The sequence below is a fragment of the Streptomyces sp. MH60 genome, assembly GCF_002939385.1.
Lineage (GTDB): Bacteria > Actinomycetota > Actinomycetes > Streptomycetales > Streptomycetaceae > Streptomyces.
Genome location: NZ_MULI01000036.1, coordinates 1 through 21,566, shown reverse-complemented (window position 1 = coordinate 21,566; position 21,566 = coordinate 1). Strand labels below are relative to the sequence as shown.

Here is a 21,566-nt window from a genome sequence, read left to right as displayed (position 1 = left end):
CGGGCCCTGCGTCGCCGTCGCAGCCGCAGCCTTGCAACCAGTGCAGTACCCGCCGACGTCCGGTTTGTCACCTCTGCTGACAGACGTGACATAGCGATTCGGCACCTTTGACGCGCAGTAACGGTACGCCTGGCAGGCCAAACGCGTACACTACAGCGCTTTCGCGCTGAGTGCTAAATCCTTTCGGGTACCGGATTGCCCGCGTCGCCGATCGCCCGCCGCACCGGGACCCGCGCGAGCAGCACGAACCCGATGACGAAGAACGCCACCAGCGAGATGATCGCGTCCCGGTAGCTCCCGGTCAGCTGGTAGGTCAGCCCGAAGAGCAAGGGCCCCAGCCAGCTCATCCCGCGGTCGCTCAGCTCGTACGCCGAGAAGTACTCCGCCTCCTTGCCCGGCGGGACCAGGTGGGAGAACAGGGAGCGGGAGAGCGCCTGGCTGCCGCCCAGGACGAGCCCGATCCCGGCGGCCAGCACGAAGAACCACACCGGTGCCCCGGCCGGCAGGAAGTACCCGGCCGCGAGGGTCACCGTCCAGGCGACCAGCGAGCCGAGGATCGTGCGCTTGGCCCCGTACCTGCGGGCCAGCCGGCCCAGGCCCAGCGCGCCCGCCACCGCCAGCACCTGGACCAGCAGGACCGCCACGATCAGCGTCGACTGCCCGAGGTCCAGCTCCTCGGAGCCGTAGACCGAGGCCTGGGAGATCACCGTCTGGATGCCGTCGTTGTAGACCAGGTAGGCCAGCAGGAAGGCCAGGGTCAGCGGGCGGCGCCGCATGTCCCGGACGGTCGCCGCGAGCTGCCGGAACCCGGGCAGCGCCGCCTCCCGGGCCACCGCACGCCGATCACGCAGCCGCCGCAGCGGAATGAGCGCGAAGGCGCCCCACCACAGCCCCGCCGACGCCAGGCAGACGCGGACCGCCGCGCTCTCGCTCAGCCCGAAGGAGTCGTGGCCGGTGTAGAGGACCAGGTTGACGATCAGGACCAGGGAGCCGGCCGCGTAGCCGAAGGCCCAGCCCCGGGAGGAGACCGCGTCGCGCTCCTCGGGCGGGGCGATCTGGGGCAGGTAGGAGTTGTAGAGCATCATCGCGACCGACTGCGCCGCGTTGGCGACGACCAGGAGCAGGCCGCCCAGCAGATAGCGGTCGCCGTCCAGGAAGAACATGCCGGTCGTGGCCGCGGCACCGGTGTACGCGGCGGCGGCCAGCAGCGGCTTCTTGCGGCCCGAGCGGTCGGCCGCCGCGCCCACCAGCGGCATCACCAGCACCGCCACGATCACCGACAGCGACACCGAGTACGCGAAGAACGACCCGGCGCGCACCGGTATGCCCAGCGGGTGGACGTAGCCGTCCGCGTCCGCCGCCGACTCGGCGACCGAGGTGAGATACGGCCCCAGGAACACGGTGAGCACGCTCGTCGAGTAGACGGAGCACGCCCAGTCGTAGAAGTACCAGCCGCGCTGCTCACGCCGCCGTTCGGCCGCTGGGTCCGCCCCGTCTGCCGCGTCCGTCCGCAGGGTGTCGGTGCCCACCGTGCCCTCGCCTTCCCCGTGAACGCGCACCGTCCCCGGGGCGCGGCCGGGGCTCAGCCCCAGACGCCGCGGTCCTCCATGACCTTGCGCAGTGTGTCGATGTGATCGGTCATGATGCCATCCACGCCCAGGTCCAGGAGCCGGTGCATACGGTCGGCATCGTTCACCGTCCAGACGTGCACCTGCAGCCCGCGCGCGTGGGCGGCGCGTACGAAGCGGTGGTCCACCACCCGGACGCCCGACTGGGCCTCGGGCACCTGTGCGGCCACCGCCGGGCGGCGCGGCGCGGCCGGTACGCCCCAGGAGCGCAGCCGCAGCCCGAGAACGCCCCGGATGCCGTACGAGGTGGCCAGGCGGGGGCCCGCCAGTCGCTGGGCGCGGACCACGCGTGCCTCGGAGAACGAACCGACGCAGATCCGGTCCCAGGCGTCGGTCCGCCCGATCAGCTCCAGGAGGGGCCGCAGCGCGGGCTCCGCCTTCACGTCGATGTTCCAGCGCACCTCGGGGAAGGTCTCCAGGAGCTCCTCGAAGAGCGGCACCGGTTCCTCGCCCGCCACGCGCGCGTGGCGCACGTCCTGCCACGGCAGGTCGGCGATCCGCCCGGCCCCGTCCGTGACCCGGTCCAGGGTCGCGTCGTGGAAGGCGACGAGCTTCCCGTCCCGCGTGGCGTGCACATCGGTCTCGATGTACCGGTAGCCCGCCTCGACCGCGCGGCGGAACTGCCGCAGGGTGTTCTCCAGACCGTCCGCCGCCCCACCCCGGTGGGCGAAGGCGATCGGGCCGGGATGATCGAGGTACGGGTGGCGTATCGGCGTGGTCACCGACGCAGTATCGCGCGCCGTGGCCGACCGGCGGCAACCACCGTGCTGCCCCGCGGTGACGGCGGCACGGCGAACACGCGCAGGAACACCTGGGCGAGCGGGCCGATCGACGCGGCGTAGAGCAGGGTGCCGAGGCCCACCGTGCCGCCGAGGGCGAAGCCCGTCACCACGACGGTGATCTCGACGACGGTCCGCACCAGGCGCACCGAGAGCCCCGTGCGGCGGTTCAGCCCCGTCATCAGCCCGTCACGCGGGCCCGGACCGAAGCGCGCGGCGATGTACAGCCCGGTCGCCGCGCCGTTCAGGGCGATGCCCGCCACCATCGCGGCGATCCGCAGCGTCCAGCCGTGGGCGTCCGGCACCACTCCCAGCGTGGCGTCCATCGCCGCGCCGATCACGAGCACGTTGGAGACGGTGCCGAGGCCCGGCCGCTGGCGCAGCGGGATCCACAGCAGCAGGACCGCCGCACCCAGGATGGTCAGCACCACGCCCATCGACAGCCCGGTGTGCTCCGCGAGGCCCTGGTGCAGCACGTTCCACGGCTCGAGACCGAGCCCGGACCTGACCAGCAGCGCCGAACTCGCGCCATAGAGCGCCAGACCGCCGTAGAGCTGGGTCAGCCGCCGCGTGAGCCGCCTGGACTGCCTGGACTGCCTGGACAAGAGGTCCCCCCCTGGGTGGTGGTAGTGGCCTGCCACATGACACCCTGTGGCTTGAGAAGAAGAGTCAACCATGGCCAATTCGGGGAAGGTGGACTGATTTCCGTGGCGCAGTGGACCTCGGCTGTAGGGGCGGGGCAGCTCGCCCGGCTGCTCGGCTCCCAGCAGGACCGCCCGGCCGGGCCCGGCACGCGCCGCCCGCCGGCCTACCGCGCGCTCGCCGACGGCATCCGGCTGCTCGTGCTGGAGGGCCGCGTCCCGGTCGCCGCCCGGCTGCCCGCCGAACGGGAACTGGCCCTCGCCCTGACCGTCAGCCGCACCACCGTCGCCGCCGCCTACGAGGCGCTGCGTGCCGAGGGCTTCCTGGAGTCCCGGCGCGGTGCGGGCAGCTGGACCGCGGTGCCGGCCGGGAACCCGCTGCCGGCTCGCGGGCTCGAACCGCTGCCGCCGGAGGCCCTCGGCTCGGTGATCGACCTGGGCTGCGCGGCGCTGCCCGCACCCGAGCCCTGGCTCACCCGCGCGGTGCAGGGCGCCCTCGATGAGCTGCCGCCGTACGCGCACACCCACGGCGACTATCCGGCCGGACTGCCCGCGCTGCGCGCGATGATCGCCGAGCGGTACACCGCGCGGGGCATCCCCACCATGCCCGAGCAGATCATGGTGACCACAGGGGCGATGGGCGCGATCGACGCCATCTGCCATCTCTTCGGAGGCCGCGGCGAGCGCATCGCCGTGGAGTCGCCCAGTTACGCCAACATCCTCCAGCTGATGCGCGAGGCCGGGGCCCGGCTGGTGCCGGTCGCGATGGCCGAGGGGCTCACCGGCTGGGACGTGGACCGCTGGCGCCAGGTGCTGCGCGACGCCGCGCCCCGCATCGCCTACGTCGTCGCCGACTTCCACAACCCCACCGGCGCGCTCGCCGACGACGACCAGCGCCGGCGGCTGGTGGACGCGGCCCGGTCCGCGGGGACGGTGCTCGTGGCCGACGAGACGATGAGCGAGCTGTGGCTGGACGACGACGTCGAGATGCCGCGTCCCGTGTGCGCGTTCGACCCGGCCGGGTCCACCGTGATCACCGTCGGCTCGGCGAGCAAGGCCTTCTGGGCCGGGATGCGCATCGGCTGGGTCCGTGCCGCGCCCGACGTGATCCGCAGCCTGGTCGCCGCGCGGGCGTACGCCGACCTGGGCACCCCGGTGCTGGAGCAGCTCGCCGTGAACTGGCTGTTCAGCACCGGCGGCTGGGCGCAGGCCGTGACGGTGCGCCGCGAACAGGCCCGGCAGAACCGGGACGAGCTGGTGGCGGCGGTCCGGCGGGAGCTGCCGGACTGGGAGTTCGAGGTGCCGCGGGGCGGGCTCACCCTGTGGGTGCGGACCGGGGGCCTGTCGGGGTCCCGGCTCGCCGAGGCGGGGGAGCGGGTGGGCGTCCGCGTCCCGTCCGGGCCGCGCTTCGGGGTCGACGGTGCCTTCGAGGGGTACGTCCGACTGCCGTTCACGGTCGGCGGAGCGGTGGCCGAGGAGGCGGCGGCACGCCTGGCCGCCGCGGCCCGGCTGGTGGAGAACGGCGGCGTCGGCGGCGGCGAGGCGCCGCGGACGTTCGTGGCCTAGGACCGGCCGGTCCGGCGGTGCCGGTCGCGGGGGAGCCACCGCGCCTGTGAGGGCCTGTGGGCGAGTCCGGTGCGGTCGGTCGCCGGGGCCCGTGGAAGCGGGCGCGGACCGGCGGCGGACGCGGGACGGACCGGGGCGGTGGTCGCGCCGCCCCGGCCACGGCGTCAGGAGGTCTCCGCCGCGACGGCCTCGGCGGGGACCGGCTCAGCGGGAGCCGGCTCGGTCGGCGTCCCGGCCGTCGCCTTCTCCACCGTCACCGGGGTCGGCTCCGCGTCCGCCGCGGTCTTCTCCGGCCCGCTCGCGGCCGCGCCGTCCGGGGCGTCCTCCTTCTCCACGGAGGCGCCCTTCTCCACGGAGACGGCCTTCGCCTTCGCTTCCGCCTCCGCCTCGGCCTCGGCCTCCGGGGGAAGGGGCGCCTGCTCCCCGTCCGCCGGTGTCGTGCGCGGGGGGAGCAGGTCGAGCACCGCCTGCCGGTGAGCCTCGCTCGTCGCGTCGTCGTAGGGGTCGGGAGTGGCCGGGACCTGGAGGCGGTGCACCGGGCCGGTGCCCAGGCGGGCGTATCCGCGTCCGGGCGGGACCTGGTCGAGGGGCGTGGTGTGCGGGGGAGCGCCCAGCGCCTTCGCCAGCTCGTCCGCGGTGGCCGGACCGAGCACGACACGCGCGCGCGTGTGCTGCCGTACGGCGTCGGTGAGGCTGTCCAGGGCGTCCAGCTGGTCGGCGACGACCACGGTCACGTTCGCGGCCCGGCCGTGCCGCAGCGGGATCTGGAGCAGGGTCTGCGGGTCCCGGCGGCCGCCCGTGGTGGCGAGGTGCGTGAACGCGGTCGGACGGTCCAGGAAGACCCACAGGGGCCGCCGGGTGTCGTCCGGCGCCGCCAGGCCCTGCTGACGGGCCTGGTTCACGGAGATCAGCCGACGTTCCGTCTCGGCGGCGGCCCACTCCAGGCTGGTCAGCGCGCCGGTGAGGCCGCACTCCACGGCCAGGACGCCGTCCCGGCCGACCAGGCAGGCGTACTCCCCGGTGCCGCCGCCGTCGACGATCAGCAGGTCGCCCTGGTGCAGCGCCTGGAGGGCGACCGAGCGCAGCAGGGTGGACGTGCCGGTGCCGGGCTGCCCGAGGACCAGCAGGTGGGGCTCGGTCGAGCGGATGCCGGTGCGCCAGACGACCGGCGGTACGTCCCGCTGCTCCGCGCCGTGGGTGAGCGGGAGCGTGCGCTGGACCCGGGTCGGGTCGGTGAAGCCGAGAACGGTCTCGCCGGGCGCCGTCACGAAGCGCTGGGCGGCGATGTCGGTGGGCAGCGCCGCGAGCACGTCGACGCAGAGGTGGTTGGCCTCCTCGTCCCACGTGAAGTGGTACTCGCGGCCCCGGCCGGACTTCGCGGTGAGCAGGTGCTCGATCCGGGCCCGGGACTCGGCCTCCCCGTCGGTGAAGTAGGCGGGGTAGCGGATCACCAGGTGGGCGACGCGGCCGTCGTCGTCGAACTCGTACGCCGGGAACGCCTTCTCCCAGCCGCCGCCGTGGGCGTACAGGGGGTCGGGGTCCTCCGGGAGGGAGAAGTACGGGACCAGTGCCTCGTAGAGCGACTGCAGGCGCCGGGTCTGGGAGTCGTCGGGGCCCTCGGGCACCGCCGGGGAGCGCTCCCTGCCCTGCCAGGCTGCCGCCGCCATCAGGGCGATGACGGCGAGCAGCGGACCGTACGGCACGAGCGCCACCACCAGGACCACCGAGGCCACCAGGAACAGCAGCGCGCCGCGCCGGTCCTTGGGGGTCTCGGTCCATCTGCGCCGCGCGGCCGCGGCCAGTCGGCGCAGACCGCGGCCGATCGTGATCAGCGGCTGGAGGACGTCGGTGGCGCTGTCGGCCGCCGTCCGGGCCAGCTCCCGGCTCCGGGCGAGCTGTGCGCCGCCGTTGCTCAGAATGCGGGGGAGGGGCCGCCGGGCCACTGCTGCCTCCTGGAGGTGCGTTCGTGCGGATGTCGGACGAGGGGGGGCGGGCCGTCAGAACTTGATGCCGCCGAGAAGGCCCGCCAGGCTCTCGCCGCCCGCCTTGATGCTCGGGGCGATGGCCGTACTCGCGAGATAGAACCCGAACAGGACGGCGACCAGCGCGTGCGAGGCCTTGAGGCCGTCCTTGCGGAAGAAGATGAAGACGACGATGCCGAGCAGGACCACGCCTGAGATCGAGAGGATCATGTGAGTTCTCCTGGTTCACGGGGACAGTCACCATGAGTACTTCCAGGCTCACAGCATGTATCCATACGATAAAAGGTGCAAATGGGGGAAATTTGCCCGAATTACCTCAGGTGGCGGAGCGGTCCTTGGTCCGCTCGGGTGCCCCGCGAGCCAGTACCCTGGCGATTTGCCGAATGTTCGCAGTGAGAGGCAGGTCCGGCCGATGAGTGAAGCCCCCGACCCCGAGGTCGTGGAGCTGGCGACCAAGATCTTCGATCTGGCCCGGCAGGGGCGGACCGATGAGCTGGTGGCGTACGTGGACGCCGGTGTACCGGCCGACCTCACCAACGACCGCGGCGACTCCCTCGTCATGCTCGCCGCCTACCACGGGCACGCCGACGCGGTGCGTGCGCTGCTGGCCCGTGGCGCCGACGCCGACCGCGTCAACGACCGGGGGCAGACGCCGCTCGCCGGAGCCGCCTTCAAGGGGGAGACGGAAGTGACCAAGGCGTTGCTCGAGGCCGGCGCGGACCCGGCGGCGGGCACTCCGTCCGCCGTCGACACGGCGCGGATGTTCGCCCGGACGGACCTGCTGGAGCTGTTCGGCGCCCGGTGACGGGACGGCGGAGAGGGTCCGGTCCGGGCCTCTCCACATTTTTCTGACCAGGGAAAACGCTGGAAACGGGGGAGGCGGTACAGGGCCGCCGAAATTTCGGTCGCGGCAGCTGTGACCGCCGGGCCATCATGACGACGTGGTTCACGGACGTGATGGCTGGGCAGGTGTTGCCGCACCGCGCGGGCCGTGACACGGCTCGCAAGGGCCACCGACGAGAGGCAGAGGAACATGGTCTTCAGCAAGCAAGAGACGGCGGGCGCTCCGACGTGTTGGCGCACGGCCAGGTAACGCGTGCTCCCCGGTTGCGTCGACGCTTGATGTGAGGCTGTTTCCCATGTTCGATCCGGTCATAGCGCCCAGCGGTACGCTGCTCGGCCTGCTTCAGCGGGGTCGCGGCGACGGCACGCTGCACGCGCTCACCGCTCCGCGCGCCGAAGCGCTCGCGGCGCTGAACCACTGTGTGCTCCACGACCCCCGCCACGACTGGCAGGTCGAGAACCGCTCCCTCTACTACGCCCGCCTCTACCTCGACCTGAACGGCGAGCTGGACGCGATCGAGGCCCACCTCTTCGACCCCGAGGACGTCCTGGACGCCGACGAGTCGCGCACCGGGCTGGCCCTCGCGGTCCTCGGCCACCTCGCCTCCTACGGCAGGCTGGACGCGCTCCAGCTGCTGCGCCGGTACGCCGCGCACGGCGTCAACTGGGCGTGGGCCCTGGACGAGCTGGCGCTGCGCGACGACGACGCGGGGCTGCGCTCCCTCGCCGCACCCATCCTGGCCCGCTTCCCGCGCGACGCCGAGGGCGAGGCCGAGCTGGCCGCCGCGGTGCGGGACGCCTTCGAACCCCGGCCCTGGCGCCTGTGGGCCGACGACCCCCGCGAATCGATCGCCACGCGCGTGCGGGCCGCCCAGGAGGCGGGCTGCTTCGACCGCTGGCAGCGCCAGATGAACTCCACCGGACCGCGTCCCGGCTGGAGCGTGCGAGCCGTGTTCGAGTGGGCCGAGCAGGGCGTCGAGCGCGGCACCCCGCTCCACGCGCCGGCCGCGCGCTGCCTGACGGCCGTCGCCGGGCCCGAGGACCGGCCCGAGATCGTCGAGGCCGCGCGGTCGGGCACCGAGGGCGCCCGCTGCACCGCCCTGCGCTATCTCGCCGACAGCAATGATCCGGACGTCCTCGACCTGGTCGAGGGCGCCGTGGCCACCGGCTCGACACCGGTCGTGGAGGCCGCCGTCGCCGCGTACGAGCGCATGCGCAGCCTCGCCGCCGTCGACCGGGCCCGCGGCTGGGTGCACCGGCCCGACGCGCTGGGGGCCGCCGCCGGACGGGTGCTCGCCTGCCGGGGCGCCGCCCAGGACCGCGATCTCGTCCTCGCGGCGCTGCGGGAGGCGGTACGCGGCGACGGCCCCGACGCGCCGACCCTGTGGACCCTCGTCGACGGCACCGGACGGCTCGGCATCACCTGCGCCGCGCCCGTACTGCGCCACATCTACCGCGAAACCGCCTCCTCCCACCTGCGTGGCCGGGCCGCCCGCGCGCTGGCCGGCACCGACCCGTCCTTCGCGGCGGGCTTCGCCATCGAGTGCCTGTGGGACTGCGAGGAGACCACCCGCGAACTCGCCGCACGCCATGCCGAGACCGGCGACAACCGTGTCGTCGAACGGCTGCGCAGGCTCGCCGCCGACCCGGCCGAGGAGGACGAGGTCCAGACGGCGGTACGCAGCCGCTTCGGACCGGACGCGCCCGCCGTGTGAGCGCCAGGGGGTGCCGGCGCGGCCGTGTGCCGCACCGGCACCCGGCCGCGCGGGGGGCAACGCTCACGGGACGTTCCTCGGCCGGAAAGATCGACGTTGACGCGAGCACGTCCAGTCCGGCGACAACACCGGTATGCGTGTCGTCATCGTGACCGAATCCTTTCCCCCCGATGTCAACGGCGTCGCCCACTGCGCGCTCCAGACCGTCCGGCACCTCGTGGGCCGCGGTCACGACTGCGTCGTCGTCGCGCCGGCCGCTTCCGCCGCCGACGAGGCGGACGCGTACGCTCCGTGCCGCGTCGTCCGGACCCCCTCCCTCCCGCTCCCCGGCTACCCACAGGTCCGCGTCGCCCTGCCCAGCCGGCGCGTCGCCGCCGCGATCGCCGAGCACCGCGCCGACCTCGTCCACCTGGCGGGACCCTTCGTCCTCGGCGTCCGGGGCATGGCCGCCGCCGCCCGGCTCGGCGTCCCCGCCGTGGCCGTCTACCAGACCGACCTCGCCGGCTACGCCCGTACGTACATGGGGGCGGGCGAGGCGGCCGCCTGGCGGCGCATCCGCTCCGTGCACGCGGCCGCCGACCTCACCCTCGCCCCGTCCAGCGCGGCACTGCGCGACCTGGAGGCGCACGGTGTGCCCCGGGTCGGGCTGTGGCCGCGCGGAGTGGACACCGTGCGCTTCCGGCCCGGCCGGCGGGACGAGACGCTGCGCCGCGCACTCGCCCCCAACGGCGAGCTGATCGTCGGCTACGTCGGCCGCCTCGCCCCCGAGAAGCAGGTCGAGCTGCTGTCCGGCACCTGCGCCCTGGACGGCGTGCGCGTCGTGGTCGTCGGCGACGGACCCAGCCGCCCCGGTCTGGAGCGGGCGCTGCCGGGCGCCGTCTTCCTCGGCCGCCGCACCGGTGACGAACTCGCCCGGGCCTTCGCCTCACTGGACGTCTTCGTGCACACCGGCCCCTTCGAGACGTTCTGCCAGACCGTGCAGGAGGCCATGGCGAGCGGTGTGCCCGTCGTCGCGCCCGCGGCGGGCGGACCGCTGGACCTCGTGGCCCACGGGCGCACCGGGCTGCTCGTGCCGCCCCGCGACGCCGCCGCCGTACGGGACGCCGTGTGGTCCCTGTCCGCGGACCCCCGGCTGCGGGGCGCCTACGGCGCGGCCGGGAGGGCCGACGTGGAGGGGCGCACCTGGGAGGCCGTCGGCGATCGGCTGATCGGGCACTACATGGACGTGCTCGCCTCCCGGAAGGCGGTGCTGGCGGCATGAGCGCGCTGCGGATCGTCCGGCTCGCCAACTTCGTCGCCCCGGCGTCCGGCGGACTGCGCACCGCGCTGCGCGAACTGGGCCGCGGATACCGCGCCGCGGGGCACGACCCCGTACTCGTCGTCCCCGGCCGGCACGCCGACGACCGGGAGACCGGACAGGGCCGGGTGATCACGCTCCCGGGGCCCCTGCTGCCGGGTACCGGCGGCTACCGCGTCCTGACCGACCGGCGGCGCGTGGCCGCCCTGCTGGAGGAGCTGGCTCCCGACCGCCTGGAGGTGTCCGACCGCACCACCCTGCGGTGGACCGGCAGGTGGGCCCGGCGGGCCAGGGTCCCCGCCGTGATGGTCTCCCACGAGACCACCGACGGTGTGCTGCGCACCTGGGGCCTGCCCGAAGGCGCTGCCCGGCGCACCGCCGACGCCCTCAACGTCCGTACCGCGCACGCCTACGCGCGCGTGGTGTGCACCACGGAGTTCGCCGAGCGGGAGTTCGTCCGCATCGGGGCCCGCAACGTCGTCCGGGCCCCGCTCGGAGTCGACCTCACCGGACGGCACCCCGGGCTGGGCGCCCCGGGGCTGCGGGCCCGGTACGCGCGCGGGGACGAGACGCTGCTGGTGATGTGCTCGCGGCTGTCCGTGGAGAAGCGGCCCGGCACCGCGCTCGACGCGCTGGCGGAGCTGCGGCGGCGCGGTGGGCGGGCGGTGCTGGTGGTGGCCGGGGACGGGCCGCTGCGCCCGCGGCTCGAACAGCGGGCGCGGGCCCGGGGGCTGCCGGTGACCTTCCTCGGCCACGTCGCCGACTCCCGGCTGCTCGGCGCCCTCCAGGCGTCCGCCGACGTGTGTCTGGCGCCCGGACCGGCCGAGACCTTCGGGCTCGCCGCGCTGGAGGCGATGGCGTGCGGCACGCCCGTGGTGGCGAGCGCGTCCTCGGCGCTGCCCGAGGTGATCGGTGCGGCCGGAGCCGTCGCCGCCGATCACGGGGACGCCTTCGCGGACGCCGTGGAACTGCTCCTGGCACGCCGCGAGACGGACCGGCGGGCGGCGGCACGCGCGCGTGCGGAGCGCTTCGGCTGGAACACGGCCGTCGAGGCGTTCCTGGCCGCACACGACGCGACCCACCCGGCGCGCCCCGCGCTGCCGGAGGCCGTGCCGTGAACCGCCTCCGCTCCACGGCCCGGCAACCCCGGTGGGACACAGTCGCCGAGCCCGGATCCGCTGCGCGCCCCGCCGTCGGCCCCGCGCACGGTGCTGCCTGCTGCCGGGCCCTGCGCGGGGCGCTGGACCCGACCCGCTGCCCCGCCACCCGCCGAACGAAATGCCGCGCTCCCCGCGCCGCGTGCGGCGGTGGGCCCGCCGGCGGCGGCCCGCCTGCGACGCACTCGTGCTCACTGCGCGGCCGGATCCGCTGCGCCGCCGACGGCGTGCGGGCGAGGAGGTTCATGCGCCCGCGCCCAGGACGGCCCCGGCCGTGTCCCCCCGACGGGCGGGGTCAGTGTCCGTGCAGCGTCGGGAAACGCACCGGTGTGCCCGGGACCGCCTGGGCCGCCGCCGGGAGGTCGGCGGTGCGCACGACGCCGATCACCGGGTAGCCGCCGGTCGTCGGGTGGTCGGCGAGGAACACCACCGGCCGGCCGTCGGGCGGCACCTGCACCGCGCCCAGCACCGTGCCCTCGCTGGGGAGTTCGCCCGGACGGGCGCGTTCCAGCGCGGGTCCGTCCACGCGCAGCCCGATGCGGTTGCTCGCGGACGACACCCGGTACGGCTGCGAGGTGAACGCCCGTACCGCCTCCGGCGTGAACCAGTCGGCGCGCGGACCCGGCCTCACCCGCAGGACCAGCTCCGCCGGGGGCGCCGGCTGCGGAGCGACGTCCACGCGCGCGTACGGCCCGCCCGGCCGGCCCAGGGCAAGCACCGTGCCGTCCGCGAGGGGCGGCGGGCCGAGGCCGGACAGCAGGTCGGTGGAGCGGCTGCCGAGGACCGGCTCGACGAGGACGCCGCCGGAGACGGCCACGTACGAGCGCACCCCGGAGTCCGCCGCCCCGATGTCCAGCAGCGCTCCGGCCGGCACCGCGACCGGAGCGCCCCAGGACACCGGCCGCCCGTCCGCCGTCACCGGGCAGGGGGCGCCGCCGACCGCCACCGTGACCGCGCACCGCGGGCGCAGGGCACAGCCGGTGAGCGTGGTCTCCAGGACCGCGGCCCCGGGCGGATTGCCCACCAGCCGGTTGACCAGCGCCGCCGCGGGAGCGTCGAGCGCCCCGGAACGCGGGACGCCGAGGTGGGCGTGGCCCGGCCGGCCCCGGTCCTGCACGGTGGTCAGGGCCCCGGCGCGGACGACCGCGAGCGCACGGTCCGTCATACGTCCCCCTGATGTCGGCGGAGGACGAACCGCACGCGCGTGCCGGGCGACAGCAGTGCCGCCGGCGCGCGCCTGTGGTCCCACAGCACGGCGTCCGTGGAGCCGATCAACTGCCAGCCGCCCGGCGACGAGCGCGGGTACACGCCCGTGTACGGCCCCGCCAGCGCCACCGAACCGGCCGGGACGGCGGTGCGCGGGGTGTCCCGGCGCGGCACGTCGTAGCGTGCCGGGAGGCCGGTCAGGTAGCCGAAGCCCGGCGCGAACCCGCAGAAGGCGACCCGGAACTCGGTGCCCGCGTGGATGCGCGCCGCCTCCTGCGCCGCGACGCCCCAGTGCGCGGCCACGTCGGCCAGGTCCGGGCCGTCGTAGCGGACCGGGATCTCGACGACGTGCCCCGCGCGCGGGGGAGCCGGCGGCACCTGGGCGGCCGTCAGTTCGGACGCGAGCCCGACCGGGTCGGCGAGGCCGTCGAGGAGGACGGTGCGCGCCGCCGGGACGATCTCCCGGGCCGCGAGCGTGCCCTCCGCGCGGCGCCGCGACAGCTCCGCGTGCCACGCCTCGGCCTCCTCGCCCGAGGACACCTCGACGAGCAGGGCGTGGTCGCCGACCGGCAGGACGTTCACGAGAAGGGCTCCATCCGGACACCGGACGCCGCCAGCCGCTCCCGGATCCGGCGCGCCAGTTCCACCGCCCCGGGCGTGTCGCCGTGCACGCACAGGGAACGCGCCCGGACCTCGACCGTCGCCCCCGAGCGGGCGGTGACCGTGCCGGCGCGGGCCAGCCGCACCGCGCGTTCCACGACGGCGTCCGGGTCGGTGATCACGGCGCCCTCCTGTCCGCGCGGCACGAGCGTGCCCCCGTCCGTGTAGGCCCGGTCCGCGAACGCCTCCGGGACGACCGGCAGCCCCGCCCGCCCGGCCCGCTCCAGCACCCGCGAGCCGGGCAGCCCGAGGACGGGCAGGGCGCCGCCCGCCAGGAGCACCCCGTCGACGACCGCGGCGGCCTGCTCCTCGTCCCCGACCACCCGGTTGTAGAGGGCGCCGTGCGGTTTGACGTACGCCACGCGCGTGCCCGCCGCCCGGGCGAAGACCTCCAGGGCGCCGATCTGGTAGGCCACCTCGGCCGCCAGTTCGGCGGACGGCACGTCCATCGCGCGCCGCCCGAAACCCGCCAGGTCCCGGTAGGAGACCTGGGCGCCGATCGCCACGCCCCGCTCCGCCGCCAGCTCGCAGACCCGGCGCATGGTGGCCGGGTCCCCGGCGTGGAAGCCGCAGGCGACGTTGGCGCTGGTGACGACGGACAGCAAACCCTCGTCGTCGGTCAGCGCCCAACGGCCGAAGCCCTCGCCGAGGTCCGCGTTCAGGTCCATCGAGGTCATCTCTCCAGTGTCCCCGGTGCCGTGGCCGCGGGCGGCCCAGGAGTCCTGTCGCGGCATCCGGATCACGCCACGCGGTACTGCTCGTCACGGGCGTCGGTGAGGAACATCTGCCCCGGCGCGTGGGTGAGCGCGAAGGGCGGCCGTGAGGCCATGACCGCCGCCTGCGGGGTCACGCCGCAGGCCCAGAACACCGGGATGTCGTCCGGTTCGCGGTCCACCGCGTCGCCGAAGTCGGGCCGGTCCAGATCGTCGATGCCCAGCGCCGACGGGTCGCCGCAGTGCACCGGGCTGCCGTGCACCGCCGGGAGCAGACTGCTCTCGTGGATCGCCGCCGACAGGTGCGCGGGCGGCACCGGGCGCATCGACACCACCATCGGCCCGCGCAGCCGCCCGGCCGGACGGCACCGGCGGGAGGTGACGTACATGGGGACGTTGCGGCCCTGCTCGACGTGGCGGATCGGGACGCCCGCCGAGGCCAGCGCCCACTCGAAGGTGAAGCTGCATCCGATCAGGAACGTCACCAGGTCGTCCCGCCACTGCTCCAGCACGTCCGTCGGCTCCTCCACCAGCTCGCCGTCCCGCCACACCCGGTAGCGCGGCAGATCGGTGCGCAGGTCCGCGCCGTCGGCGAGCACGGTCGTCCAGGACCCGGCGTCCGTCACGTCCAGCACCGGGCACGGCTGCGGGTTGCGGGTGCAGAACAGCAGCATGTCGTACGCCCAGTCGGCGGGCACCGAGACCAGGTTGGCCTGGGTGTGGCCGGCGGCGACCCCGGCCGTGGGGCCGGTCAGCCCCGTCCGGAAGCGGGCGCGGGCCGTTTTCGGGCTCCACGCGTGCGCGTGCTCGTCGACCAGGGCGAGCGGGCGGTCCCCGGTCGCGGGGTGCGGGTGGTTCATGCCAGTTCCTTTCCGCGGGTCTCCGGCAGCCCCAGCAGGGCCAGCGCCGCGATGCCGTAGCCGATGGCGCCGAAGACCAGCGCGCCGCCCACGCCCCAGCTGTCGGCGAGGAAGCCGACCGTGGTGGGGAAGACGGCGCCCACGGCGCGTCCGGTGTTGTACGTGAAGCCCTGGCCCGCGCCCCGCACCGCCGTCGGGTACAGCTCGCTCAGGTACGAACCGAAGCCGCTGAAGATGGCCGACATGCAGAAGCCGAGCGGGAAGCCCAGCACCAGGAGCAGGGTGTCGGCGCCGCTGGGGATGTTCGCGTACGCCAGGATGCAGAGCGCCGACAGCAGCGCGAAGAGCCAGATGTTGCGCCTGCGGCCCAGCACGTCGGTGAGCACGCCGCCGGTCAGGTAGCCCAGGAAGGCGCCCGAGATGAGGAAGGTCAGGTATCCGCCGGTGCCGACGACCGACAGGCCGCGCTCGTCCTTCAGATACGTCGGCACCCAGGTGGCGAGGGTGTAGTAGCCGCCCTGGACCCCGGTGGAGAGCAGGCTCGCGAAGAGCGTGACGCGCAGCAGCCCCGGTGAGTCCGCCGTGCCCGGCCTGAAGATCGCCGCGAACGAACCCTTGCCGGCGCCCTTCTCCCGGACCTCGGCGGCTTGTGGCGCGTCGTGGACGCTGCGCCGCACCCACACCACGAGCAGCGCCGGGAGTGCGCCCGTCCAGAACATGACACGCCAGGCCAGGTCGTCACCGGCCAGCGAGAACACCAGCGTGTACACGATCACCGCGAGGGCCCAGCCCACGGCCCACGAGCTCTGGATCGCGCCGAGCGTGCGCCCGCGGTGCCGGGGGCTCGCGTACTCGGCGACCAGGATCGCGCCGACCGCCCACTCGCCGCCGAAGCCGAGCCCCTGGAGGGCGCGGAAGACGAGCAGCGTCTCGTAGTCGGGCGCGAAGCCGCAGGCCACCGTGAAGACGGCGTAGGTGATCACGGTGAGCAGCAGTGCCCTGACCCGGCCGACGCGGTCCGCCAGCACACCCGCGAGCGCGCCGCCGATCGCGGAGACGACCAGGGTGACCGTCGTGAGCAGGCCGGTCTGACCGCTGTCCAGCCCGAAGTACGCGGCCAGCGCGACCATGGTCAGCGGCAGCGTGAAGTAGTCGTACGAGTCGAGGGCGTAGCCGCCGAACGCGCCGCCGAAGGCGCGGCGGCCCCGCGGGCCGAGGGCGCGCAGCCAGCCGAACGGGCCGTCTTCCGAGGCGTGTTCGGCCGCACCGGACGGACGGGTGTCGGCGGGGAGGGCCGGTGGGGGAGGGGGTGTGCTCATGGTGCACCTCGCAGGGGGAGGACGGAGAGTGCGGATCGAGCGGGAACGTGAGGGCACCGTAGGGGATCGTTCAACGATCCCTCAATACCCCTGTTGTTTCGTTCTGGTATCTGCGATTGAATTCCGGGCATGGCAGAGCAGTTGACGGGACTGGCCGACGATCGCGCCCTCCTCGGGCGGACCAGCACCGCCGAGCGGGTCTCGGACATCCTCAGGAGCCGGATCGCCGAGGGCTACTTCCCACCCGGGACCCGGTTGTCCGAGGACAGCATCGGCGGCGCCCTCGGGGTCTCCCGCAACACCCTGCGCGAGTCGTTCCGCCTGCTCACGCACGAACGCCTGCTCGTCCACGAACTGAACCGGGGCGTCTTCGTCCGGGTCCTCACCGTCGAGGACGTCGAGGACATCTACCGCACCCGCTCCCTCGTCGAGTGCGCCGTCGTCCGCGGCCTCGGCGAGCCGCCGTACCCGCTGGACGGGCTCGCCGAGGCCGTCGAGGACGGGCGGCGGTCGGCCCGCGAAGGTGACTGGAAAGGGGTGGGTACGGCCAACATCCACTTCCACCGGGAACTGGTGGCCCTCGCCGGCAGCGAACGCACCGACGAACTGATGCGCAGCGTCTTCGCCGAACTGCGCCTGGCCTTCCACGTCGTGGACGACCCGCGGCGCCTGCACGAGCCGTACATCGCCCGGAACGCGGAACTCCTCGCGACCCTGGAGGGCGGCGAGCGGGAGAAGGCCGCGCGGCTGCTCGCGGTGTACCTGGAGGACTCGCTGAAGCGCGTCGTGGAGGTCTACCTGCGGCGGGTCGGGGACGAGGGGTAGGGCCGGACCGCCGGGAAGGCGCCGGGCCTCGGCGGCACGGCGGCCGGCCACCGTGCCCGCGGGGCCCATCTGCGTCGTTTGGGCCGATGTCAGACCGAGGACCTAGTCTGTGCACCGTGACTTCGCCTGCATCGACGGACAGCGTTCCGCCCCAGCTCAGCGCGGGGCCGCGCCCCGCCCCGGGCCCGGCCGCCGACGAGGGGCTGGCGCGGCGGCTGCGCGCGCTCGCCTGCACGGCGCCGTTGCACGACCTCGACGCGCGCAAGGCCAACCTCGCCGGCGAGTACTCGGTGTACGGCATGGCGGAGGTCGCCCTCGCCGCCATCGACCTCGTCACGCTGAACATGGACTTCGACACGGGCGCCGACCACGACCAGATAGTGGCCAGGCTGATCCCGCGCGTCGCCGCCCAGGCCCCGCGCCGCCCCGCCGCCGAGCACGAGCGGGTGGCCCGCTGGGTCCTGGAGAACCTGATCAACGTCGGCAGCGTGGACCGCGGCTTCCGCGCGGTGTACGGCACCTTCGGACCGGACGGCACGTACGTCCGGCGGGACTACGACTTCAAGCTGCTCGAAGAGGTCCCAGGACCCGGCGGCACCGTCTACCTGCGCACCACGGACGAGGCGGTCAACGTCCTCGTCGGCGCCCTGGACACCGACGTCACCAGCGCCCAGATCGCCGCCGAGGTCAAGCTCGAGGTGCTGATCAGCCGCGGCCGCCTCGCCGACGCCCAGCTCGCCGCCGAACAGGCCCGGTACCGCACCGTCCAGTACTCGGAGACCCTGCGCCGCGCCCTGGACGCCACCCGGCGCAACGTCCGCGCGGTGGACTGGCTCAGCGCCGTCCCCGACATGATCGCCGAGGCCCTGGACCACGTCGCCGACCGGTACCGGCACGAGAACGCGATCCTCACCAACATCCGCAAGGCCCGCGACGAGACCGAGGACGCCGAGCACAAGCGCCGCGCCGCCGAGCTGGTCGACATCGTCAAGGACTGCATCCGCCGCCACACCCAGCTCCAGTCCCGCCTCCTGGAGGCCGGCCCGCTCTTCCGCGCCGAACAGGACCGGCAGGCCTTCGCCACCCCCCTGACCACCTCCGGCCTCGACCTGTACGGCCATCTCGTCGCCCCCGTGCTGCCGTTGCCCGTGGAGCGGGCGCTCCGCGTCACCGACGCCTTCTTCGCCCGCGGCACCGGGCTGCGCACCCCCGTCTCCGTCCGGGTCGGCGACCTCGTCGACATACTCCTCACCCCGCCGGTGGAGCGCGAGCACCTGGGCGCCGAGATGCCGGAGCCCGACCTGATCGCCACCCCGGACGACAGCCGGTTCAGCGAGGAGCAGCTCGCCGCCGCCATGGAGCTGCTCGACCTGCCGCACGACGCCCCGCGCCGGCTGTCCGGGCTGTTGGCCGAGGCCCGCGCCCGCGACGCCGAACTGCCGTACCTCGTCGCCCTGCTCGCCGTCCACGCGGCCAGCCCGCCGGTCGGCACCGCCTACCGCCAGGGCGAGCCGAAGCTGCTGTTCGCCGTCGACGACGGCACCGAGCTGGACGACCCCGAGTTCGGCGGCGCCGACCTCATCGTCGGCACGGCGCTGCTGGACGCGGCGGGGATGGCGGCGGACCGGACGGAGGCGGCATGACGACCGGCCCGCGCCACGCCCCCCGCCACCCCACTCACCGCCCCACCCGACACCGCAGCACAGAGCGACAGCACAGCGAGGAGTACCGACCGTGACCGAGCACGCCGACCGGAGCGAGCCGGAGGCGGGAGCCGCGCCGACCACCGCGGCCGTCACGCCCGCCGACGCCGCCGACGCGGCGCGGCTCGTCGCCTTCGGTCTCCAGCCCAAGCTGCTGCCCGCCCGCGACCAGGAGTACGCCGACCTGCTGCGCCGCTACCGCGAGGACCCGCCCTTCGCGCGGCTCGCCGACGCCGTGGCGGCCGGCCTCGGGCTGATCGTCCTGGAGGTGTCCCCGCGCGCGGGGATGGCCGTGACCGCCGCCGAGGACTCCGTGTTCGCCGTCCGCATGGGCGACTACGCGCGTCGTGCCGCCACCGACTCCGGCGACCGCTTCCTGCACGGCCTGGCCCACCTCGCCGTCGCCGCCATGGCCTACCCGCGCCCCGAGGACCTCGCCGACGACGGCTACATCGGCCGCGTCACGGTCAACGGCGTGGACGCGTTCGTCCGCCAGGCCTGCCGCAGACTCGAGGAGCGCGCGGAGCAGCAGGGCGAGAACACCGACCCGGCCACCGACGCGCCGGGCCTGGAGGCCGCCTGGCGGATCTGGGTCAGGCGCAGCGCGACCGGCGCCACCAAGGACGCGCGCAGACTCCCGGGCTCCACCACCGGCATCGTCGGCAAGGCCGCCGCGTTCCTCACCGAGTCCGGCTTCCTCCAGCGCACCGGCGACGACCATGGCGGCACCTACCGCACGACGGCCCGCTACCAGCTCCAGGTGCGCGACATGGCGGGCAGCGCCGCCATGACCGAGCTGCTCGACCTGGGCGTCGTCCCGGTCACCGACGGCACCGCGACGCTGCTGCCCGCCGAGGAGACGGACGACCTGGAGCTGGTCGCCGACGCCGGCCTGCCCTTCCACTCCTCCTGACCCGCCCGACCGCCCCGCCCGACCGTCCCCGACGTCCGAAGACTTACGAGAGTCCGCCATGTACGAGCTGTCCCGGGTCCGCCTCTACTCCATCGGACCCGCCGGTGCGCGCTACGCCGACACCGTGCTTGACCTGCGCGGTGTGGGCGAGCCCGTGCCCGATCCCGCGCCCACGCAGGCGGAGTTCTTCGAGGAGGAGCCCGTCGGCCCGCCGCGCCGGCCCGCGCCGGCAGGCGTGCTCTTCCTGGAGAACGGCGGCGGCAAGTCCGTACTCCTCAAGCTGATCTTCTCGGTGATGCTGCCGGGCCACCGCAACACCCTGGGCGGCGCCAGTTCCGGCGTGCTGCGCAAGTTCCTGCTCGCCGACGACTGCGGACACGTGGCGCTGGAGTGGCAGCACGTCCAGACCGGCGAGTGCGTCGTCGTCGGCAAGGTCAGCGAGTGGCGCGGACGGCAGGTCTCGGGCGACCCGCGGAAGTTCGCCGAGGCCTGGTACTCCTTCCGGCCAGGACCCGGACTGACCCTGGACAACCTGCCGGTCGCCGAGGCCACCGCGGTACGCCCGCCCGCCGAGGGCGCCTCCGGAGCGCAGGGCAGGCGGCGCACCATGAAGGGCTTCCGGGACGCGCTCACCGAGGCGGGCAAGGCCTACCCGCACCTGGAGGTGCACTGGGAGGAGATCCACGACCGCTGGATCGAGCACCTCGGCGACCTCGGGCTCGACCCCGAACTCTTCCGCTACCAGCGCGAGATGAACGCCGACGAGGGCGAGGCCGCCGGCCTCTTCGCCGTCAAGAAGGACTCGGACTTCACCGACCTGCTGCTGCGGGCCGTCACCGACACCCGCGACACCGACGGCCTCGCCGACCTGGTCGGCGGCTTCGGCAACAAGCTGGGCCGGCGCGCCGAGCTGATCGCCGAACGCGACTTCACCGCCGGGTCCGTCGACCTCCTCGGCCGGATCGTCGAGGCCGCCGAGGCACGCACCCGCGCGCGCGACATCCACACCGCGGCCGAACGCCGCACCAGGAACCTGGCCCGCCGGCTCACCGCCCGAGGCGCCCAGGAGCGGGTCCGGGCGGGTGACCTGGCCCAGCGGGTCACGGCCGCCGCGTACGCCGTCACGCACGCCGAGTCCGCCCGGGAGCGCAGCAACCTCATCGCCGCCGAACTCGCCTACCGGCACGCCTCCCTGGCCCTGACCGGAGCCGAGAAGTCCGCCGCCGCGCAGAAGCGCGAACTGGCCGAGGCCCGCACCCTGCACTCCGCCTGGCAGGCCGCCGAGGCCGTCCTGCGCCACCGCGCCGCCGCCGACCGCGTCGCCCGCGTCTCGGCCGCCATCCAGGAGGCCGAACGGGACGCCGCCCCCGCCCTCGCCGCCCGTGCCAAGGCCGCCGTCGACCTCGTCCGCGCCCTGCACGCGGCGGCCGCGAAGGCCGAGGACCACGCCAACGAGGAGGAGGGGCGGTCCGCCGCCCTCCAGGAGGTCAGCGACACCGCCCACCGGGACTCCACCACCGCCGCCACCGAGGCGCAGCGCGCCCGCAGCGAGGCCGGGCACCTGCGCCAGCGCCTCACCGAGGTCGAGCAGGAGACCGCCGAGGCCGTCCGCGCCGGCTGGCTGGACGACAGCGCCCCCGACGCCGACCCGGCCCGCGCCGCCCTCGCGGCCAGCGACGCCGAGAAGACGACCGTCGCCGCCTGGGACACCGCCCGCGAGGCGGCCCACCGGGCCACCGAGCACGCCCGCGAGGCCGCC

At 74.8% G+C, this 21,566-nt stretch carries 18 protein-coding genes and 1 pseudogene; 9 read left to right on the top strand and 10 right to left on the bottom strand.

Annotation, left to right across the window (positions count from 1 at the left end; all coding sequences use genetic code 11):
* Positions 1 to 173 precede the first annotated feature (173 nt).
* Genes BZZ08_RS21900 through yczE form a run of 3 tightly spaced genes read right to left on the bottom strand, consistent with a single transcriptional unit; the run spans position 174 to position 3,012 of the window.
* Positions 174 to 1,529: an MFS transporter gene (locus tag BZZ08_RS21900; protein ID WP_104633950.1), complete on the bottom strand. Its 1,356-nt coding sequence runs from the start codon at positions 1,527 to 1,529 to the stop codon at positions 174 to 176.
* Positions 1,530 to 1,582: 53 nt separating this feature from the next.
* Positions 1,583 to 2,350 carry a glycerophosphodiester phosphodiesterase gene (locus tag BZZ08_RS21895; protein ID WP_104633949.1) on the bottom strand — a complete coding sequence of 256 codons (768 nt, stop codon included), beginning with the start codon at positions 2,348 to 2,350 and terminating at the stop codon, positions 1,583 to 1,585.
* The gene (gene yczE, locus BZZ08_RS21890) at positions 2,347 to 3,012 is read right to left on the bottom strand and encodes a membrane protein YczE (RefSeq protein ID WP_104633948.1); all 666 of its coding nucleotides are present in this window, start codon (positions 3,010 to 3,012) and stop codon (positions 2,347 to 2,349) included. Before yczE ends, BZZ08_RS21895 begins: the two co-directional genes overlap by 4 nt.
* Before the next feature lie 102 nt (positions 3,013 to 3,114).
* On the opposite strand from yczE, the gene BZZ08_RS21885 reads away from it, so the two are divergent.
* Positions 3,115 to 4,614, top strand: a complete 1,500-nt coding sequence (locus BZZ08_RS21885; protein WP_104633947.1) for an SCO1417 family MocR-like transcription factor — start codon at positions 3,115 to 3,117, stop codon at positions 4,612 to 4,614.
* A gap of 164 nt (positions 4,615 to 4,778) precedes the next feature.
* Here the strand turns inward: BZZ08_RS21885 and BZZ08_RS21880 are convergent, their stop codons facing one another.
* Both BZZ08_RS21880 and BZZ08_RS21875 read right to left on the bottom strand, forming a co-directional pair.
* A complete protein-coding gene (locus BZZ08_RS21880; protein WP_104633946.1) occupies positions 4,779 to 6,557 on the bottom strand; it encodes a hypothetical protein in 1,779 nt (592 codons plus the stop codon).
* A gap of 54 nt (positions 6,558 to 6,611) precedes the next feature.
* Positions 6,612 to 6,806, bottom strand: a complete 195-nt coding sequence (locus BZZ08_RS21875; protein WP_003977410.1) for a hypothetical protein — start codon at positions 6,804 to 6,806, stop codon at positions 6,612 to 6,614.
* 202 nt (positions 6,807 to 7,008) lie between these two features.
* Between BZZ08_RS21875 and BZZ08_RS21870 the strand changes: the two genes are divergently transcribed.
* The 4 genes from BZZ08_RS21870 (at position 7,009) to BZZ08_RS21850 (ending at position 11,569) form a co-directional block, all read left to right on the top strand.
* On the top strand, positions 7,009 to 7,401 hold the full coding sequence (locus BZZ08_RS21870; RefSeq protein ID WP_104633945.1) for an ankyrin repeat domain-containing protein: 393 nt from the start codon (positions 7,009 to 7,011) through the stop codon (positions 7,399 to 7,401).
* A gap of 334 nt (positions 7,402 to 7,735) precedes the next feature.
* Complete coding sequence (locus BZZ08_RS21860; protein ID WP_104633944.1) at positions 7,736 to 9,154, top strand: hypothetical protein; 1,419 nt, start codon at positions 7,736 to 7,738, stop codon at positions 9,152 to 9,154.
* Between the two features lie 133 nt (positions 9,155 to 9,287).
* A complete protein-coding gene (locus tag BZZ08_RS21855; protein WP_104633943.1) occupies positions 9,288 to 10,415 on the top strand; it encodes a glycosyltransferase family 4 protein in 1,128 nt (375 codons plus the stop codon).
* Positions 10,412 to 11,569 carry a glycosyltransferase gene (locus BZZ08_RS21850; RefSeq protein WP_104633942.1) on the top strand — a complete coding sequence of 386 codons (1,158 nt, stop codon included), beginning with the start codon at positions 10,412 to 10,414 and terminating at the stop codon, positions 11,567 to 11,569. The genes BZZ08_RS21855 and BZZ08_RS21850 overlap by 4 nt, the downstream gene beginning before the upstream one ends.
* Before the next feature lie 334 nt (positions 11,570 to 11,903).
* Here BZZ08_RS21850 and BZZ08_RS21845 read toward each other — a convergent pair whose 3' ends face one another.
* The 5 genes from BZZ08_RS21845 to BZZ08_RS21825 all read right to left on the bottom strand — a co-directional run bounded on the left by BZZ08_RS21845 (position 11,904) and on the right by BZZ08_RS21825 (position 16,366).
* Positions 11,904 to 12,773: a 5-oxoprolinase subunit C family protein gene (locus BZZ08_RS21845; RefSeq protein ID WP_104633941.1), complete on the bottom strand. Its 870-nt coding sequence runs from the start codon at positions 12,771 to 12,773 to the stop codon at positions 11,904 to 11,906.
* Positions 12,770 to 13,396 carry a 5-oxoprolinase subunit B family protein gene (locus BZZ08_RS21840; RefSeq protein WP_104633940.1) on the bottom strand — a complete coding sequence of 209 codons (627 nt, stop codon included), beginning with the start codon at positions 13,394 to 13,396 and terminating at the stop codon, positions 12,770 to 12,772. Before BZZ08_RS21840 ends, BZZ08_RS21845 begins: the two co-directional genes overlap by 4 nt.
* Positions 13,393 to 14,151 carry a LamB/YcsF family protein gene (locus BZZ08_RS21835; RefSeq protein WP_104633988.1) on the bottom strand — a complete coding sequence of 253 codons (759 nt, stop codon included), beginning with the start codon at positions 14,149 to 14,151 and terminating at the stop codon, positions 13,393 to 13,395. Before BZZ08_RS21835 ends, BZZ08_RS21840 begins: the two co-directional genes overlap by 4 nt.
* 62 nt (positions 14,152 to 14,213) lie before the next feature.
* Entirely contained in the window at positions 14,214 to 15,047 is an 834-nt protein-coding gene (locus BZZ08_RS21830) for a putative hydro-lyase (protein ID WP_104633939.1), read from the bottom strand.
* Entirely contained in the window at positions 15,044 to 16,366 is a 1,323-nt protein-coding gene (locus tag BZZ08_RS21825) for an MFS transporter (protein ID WP_104633938.1), read from the bottom strand. The genes BZZ08_RS21830 and BZZ08_RS21825 overlap by 4 nt, the downstream gene beginning before the upstream one ends.
* Before the next feature lie 129 nt (positions 16,367 to 16,495).
* On the opposite strand from BZZ08_RS21825, the gene BZZ08_RS21820 reads away from it, so the two are divergent.
* The 4 genes and pseudogenes from BZZ08_RS21820 to BZZ08_RS21805 all read left to right on the top strand — a co-directional run.
* Positions 16,496 to 17,191: a GntR family transcriptional regulator gene (locus BZZ08_RS21820; protein WP_104633937.1), complete on the top strand. Its 696-nt coding sequence runs from the start codon at positions 16,496 to 16,498 to the stop codon at positions 17,189 to 17,191.
* 116 nt (positions 17,192 to 17,307) lie between these two features.
* Entirely contained in the window at positions 17,308 to 18,834 is a 1,527-nt protein-coding gene (locus tag BZZ08_RS21815) for a hypothetical protein (RefSeq protein WP_104633936.1), read from the top strand.
* Positions 18,835 to 18,925: 91 nt separating this feature from the next.
* On the top strand, positions 18,926 to 19,807 hold the full coding sequence (locus tag BZZ08_RS21810) for a hypothetical protein (RefSeq protein ID WP_104633935.1): 882 nt from the start codon (positions 18,926 to 18,928) through the stop codon (positions 19,805 to 19,807).
* A gap of 58 nt (positions 19,808 to 19,865) precedes the next feature.
* Positions 19,866 to 21,566, top strand: a pseudogene (locus BZZ08_RS21805) (hypothetical protein); the annotation flags it as partial.

Excerpts from the sequence above, each read along its gene's own strand:
- BZZ08_RS21875 (WP_003977410.1), bottom strand. The coding sequence starts at position 6,806 with ATGATCCTCTCGATCTCAGGCGTGGTCCTGCTCGGCATCGTCGTCTTC.
- BZZ08_RS21870 (WP_104633945.1), top strand. The coding sequence starts at position 7,009 with ATGAGTGAAGCCCCCGACCCCGAGGTCGTGGAGCTGGCGACCAAGATC.
- BZZ08_RS21860 (WP_104633944.1), top strand. The coding sequence starts at position 7,736 with ATGTTCGATCCGGTCATAGCGCCCAGCGGTACGCTGCTCGGCCTGCTT.
- BZZ08_RS21855 (WP_104633943.1), top strand. The coding sequence starts at position 9,288 with ATGCGTGTCGTCATCGTGACCGAATCCTTTCCCCCCGATGTCAACGGC.
- BZZ08_RS21850 (WP_104633942.1), top strand. The coding sequence starts at position 10,412 with ATGAGCGCGCTGCGGATCGTCCGGCTCGCCAACTTCGTCGCCCCGGCG.
- BZZ08_RS21845 (WP_104633941.1), bottom strand. The coding sequence starts at position 12,773 with ATGACGGACCGTGCGCTCGCGGTCGTCCGCGCCGGGGCCCTGACCACC.
- BZZ08_RS21835 (WP_104633988.1), bottom strand. The coding sequence starts at position 14,151 with ATGACCTCGATGGACCTGAACGCGGACCTCGGCGAGGGCTTCGGCCGT.
- BZZ08_RS21830 (WP_104633939.1), bottom strand. The coding sequence starts at position 15,047 with ATGAACCACCCGCACCCCGCGACCGGGGACCGCCCGCTCGCCCTGGTC.
- BZZ08_RS21825 (WP_104633938.1), bottom strand. The coding sequence starts at position 16,366 with ATGAGCACACCCCCTCCCCCACCGGCCCTCCCCGCCGACACCCGTCCG.
- BZZ08_RS21820 (WP_104633937.1), top strand. The coding sequence starts at position 16,496 with ATGGCAGAGCAGTTGACGGGACTGGCCGACGATCGCGCCCTCCTCGGG.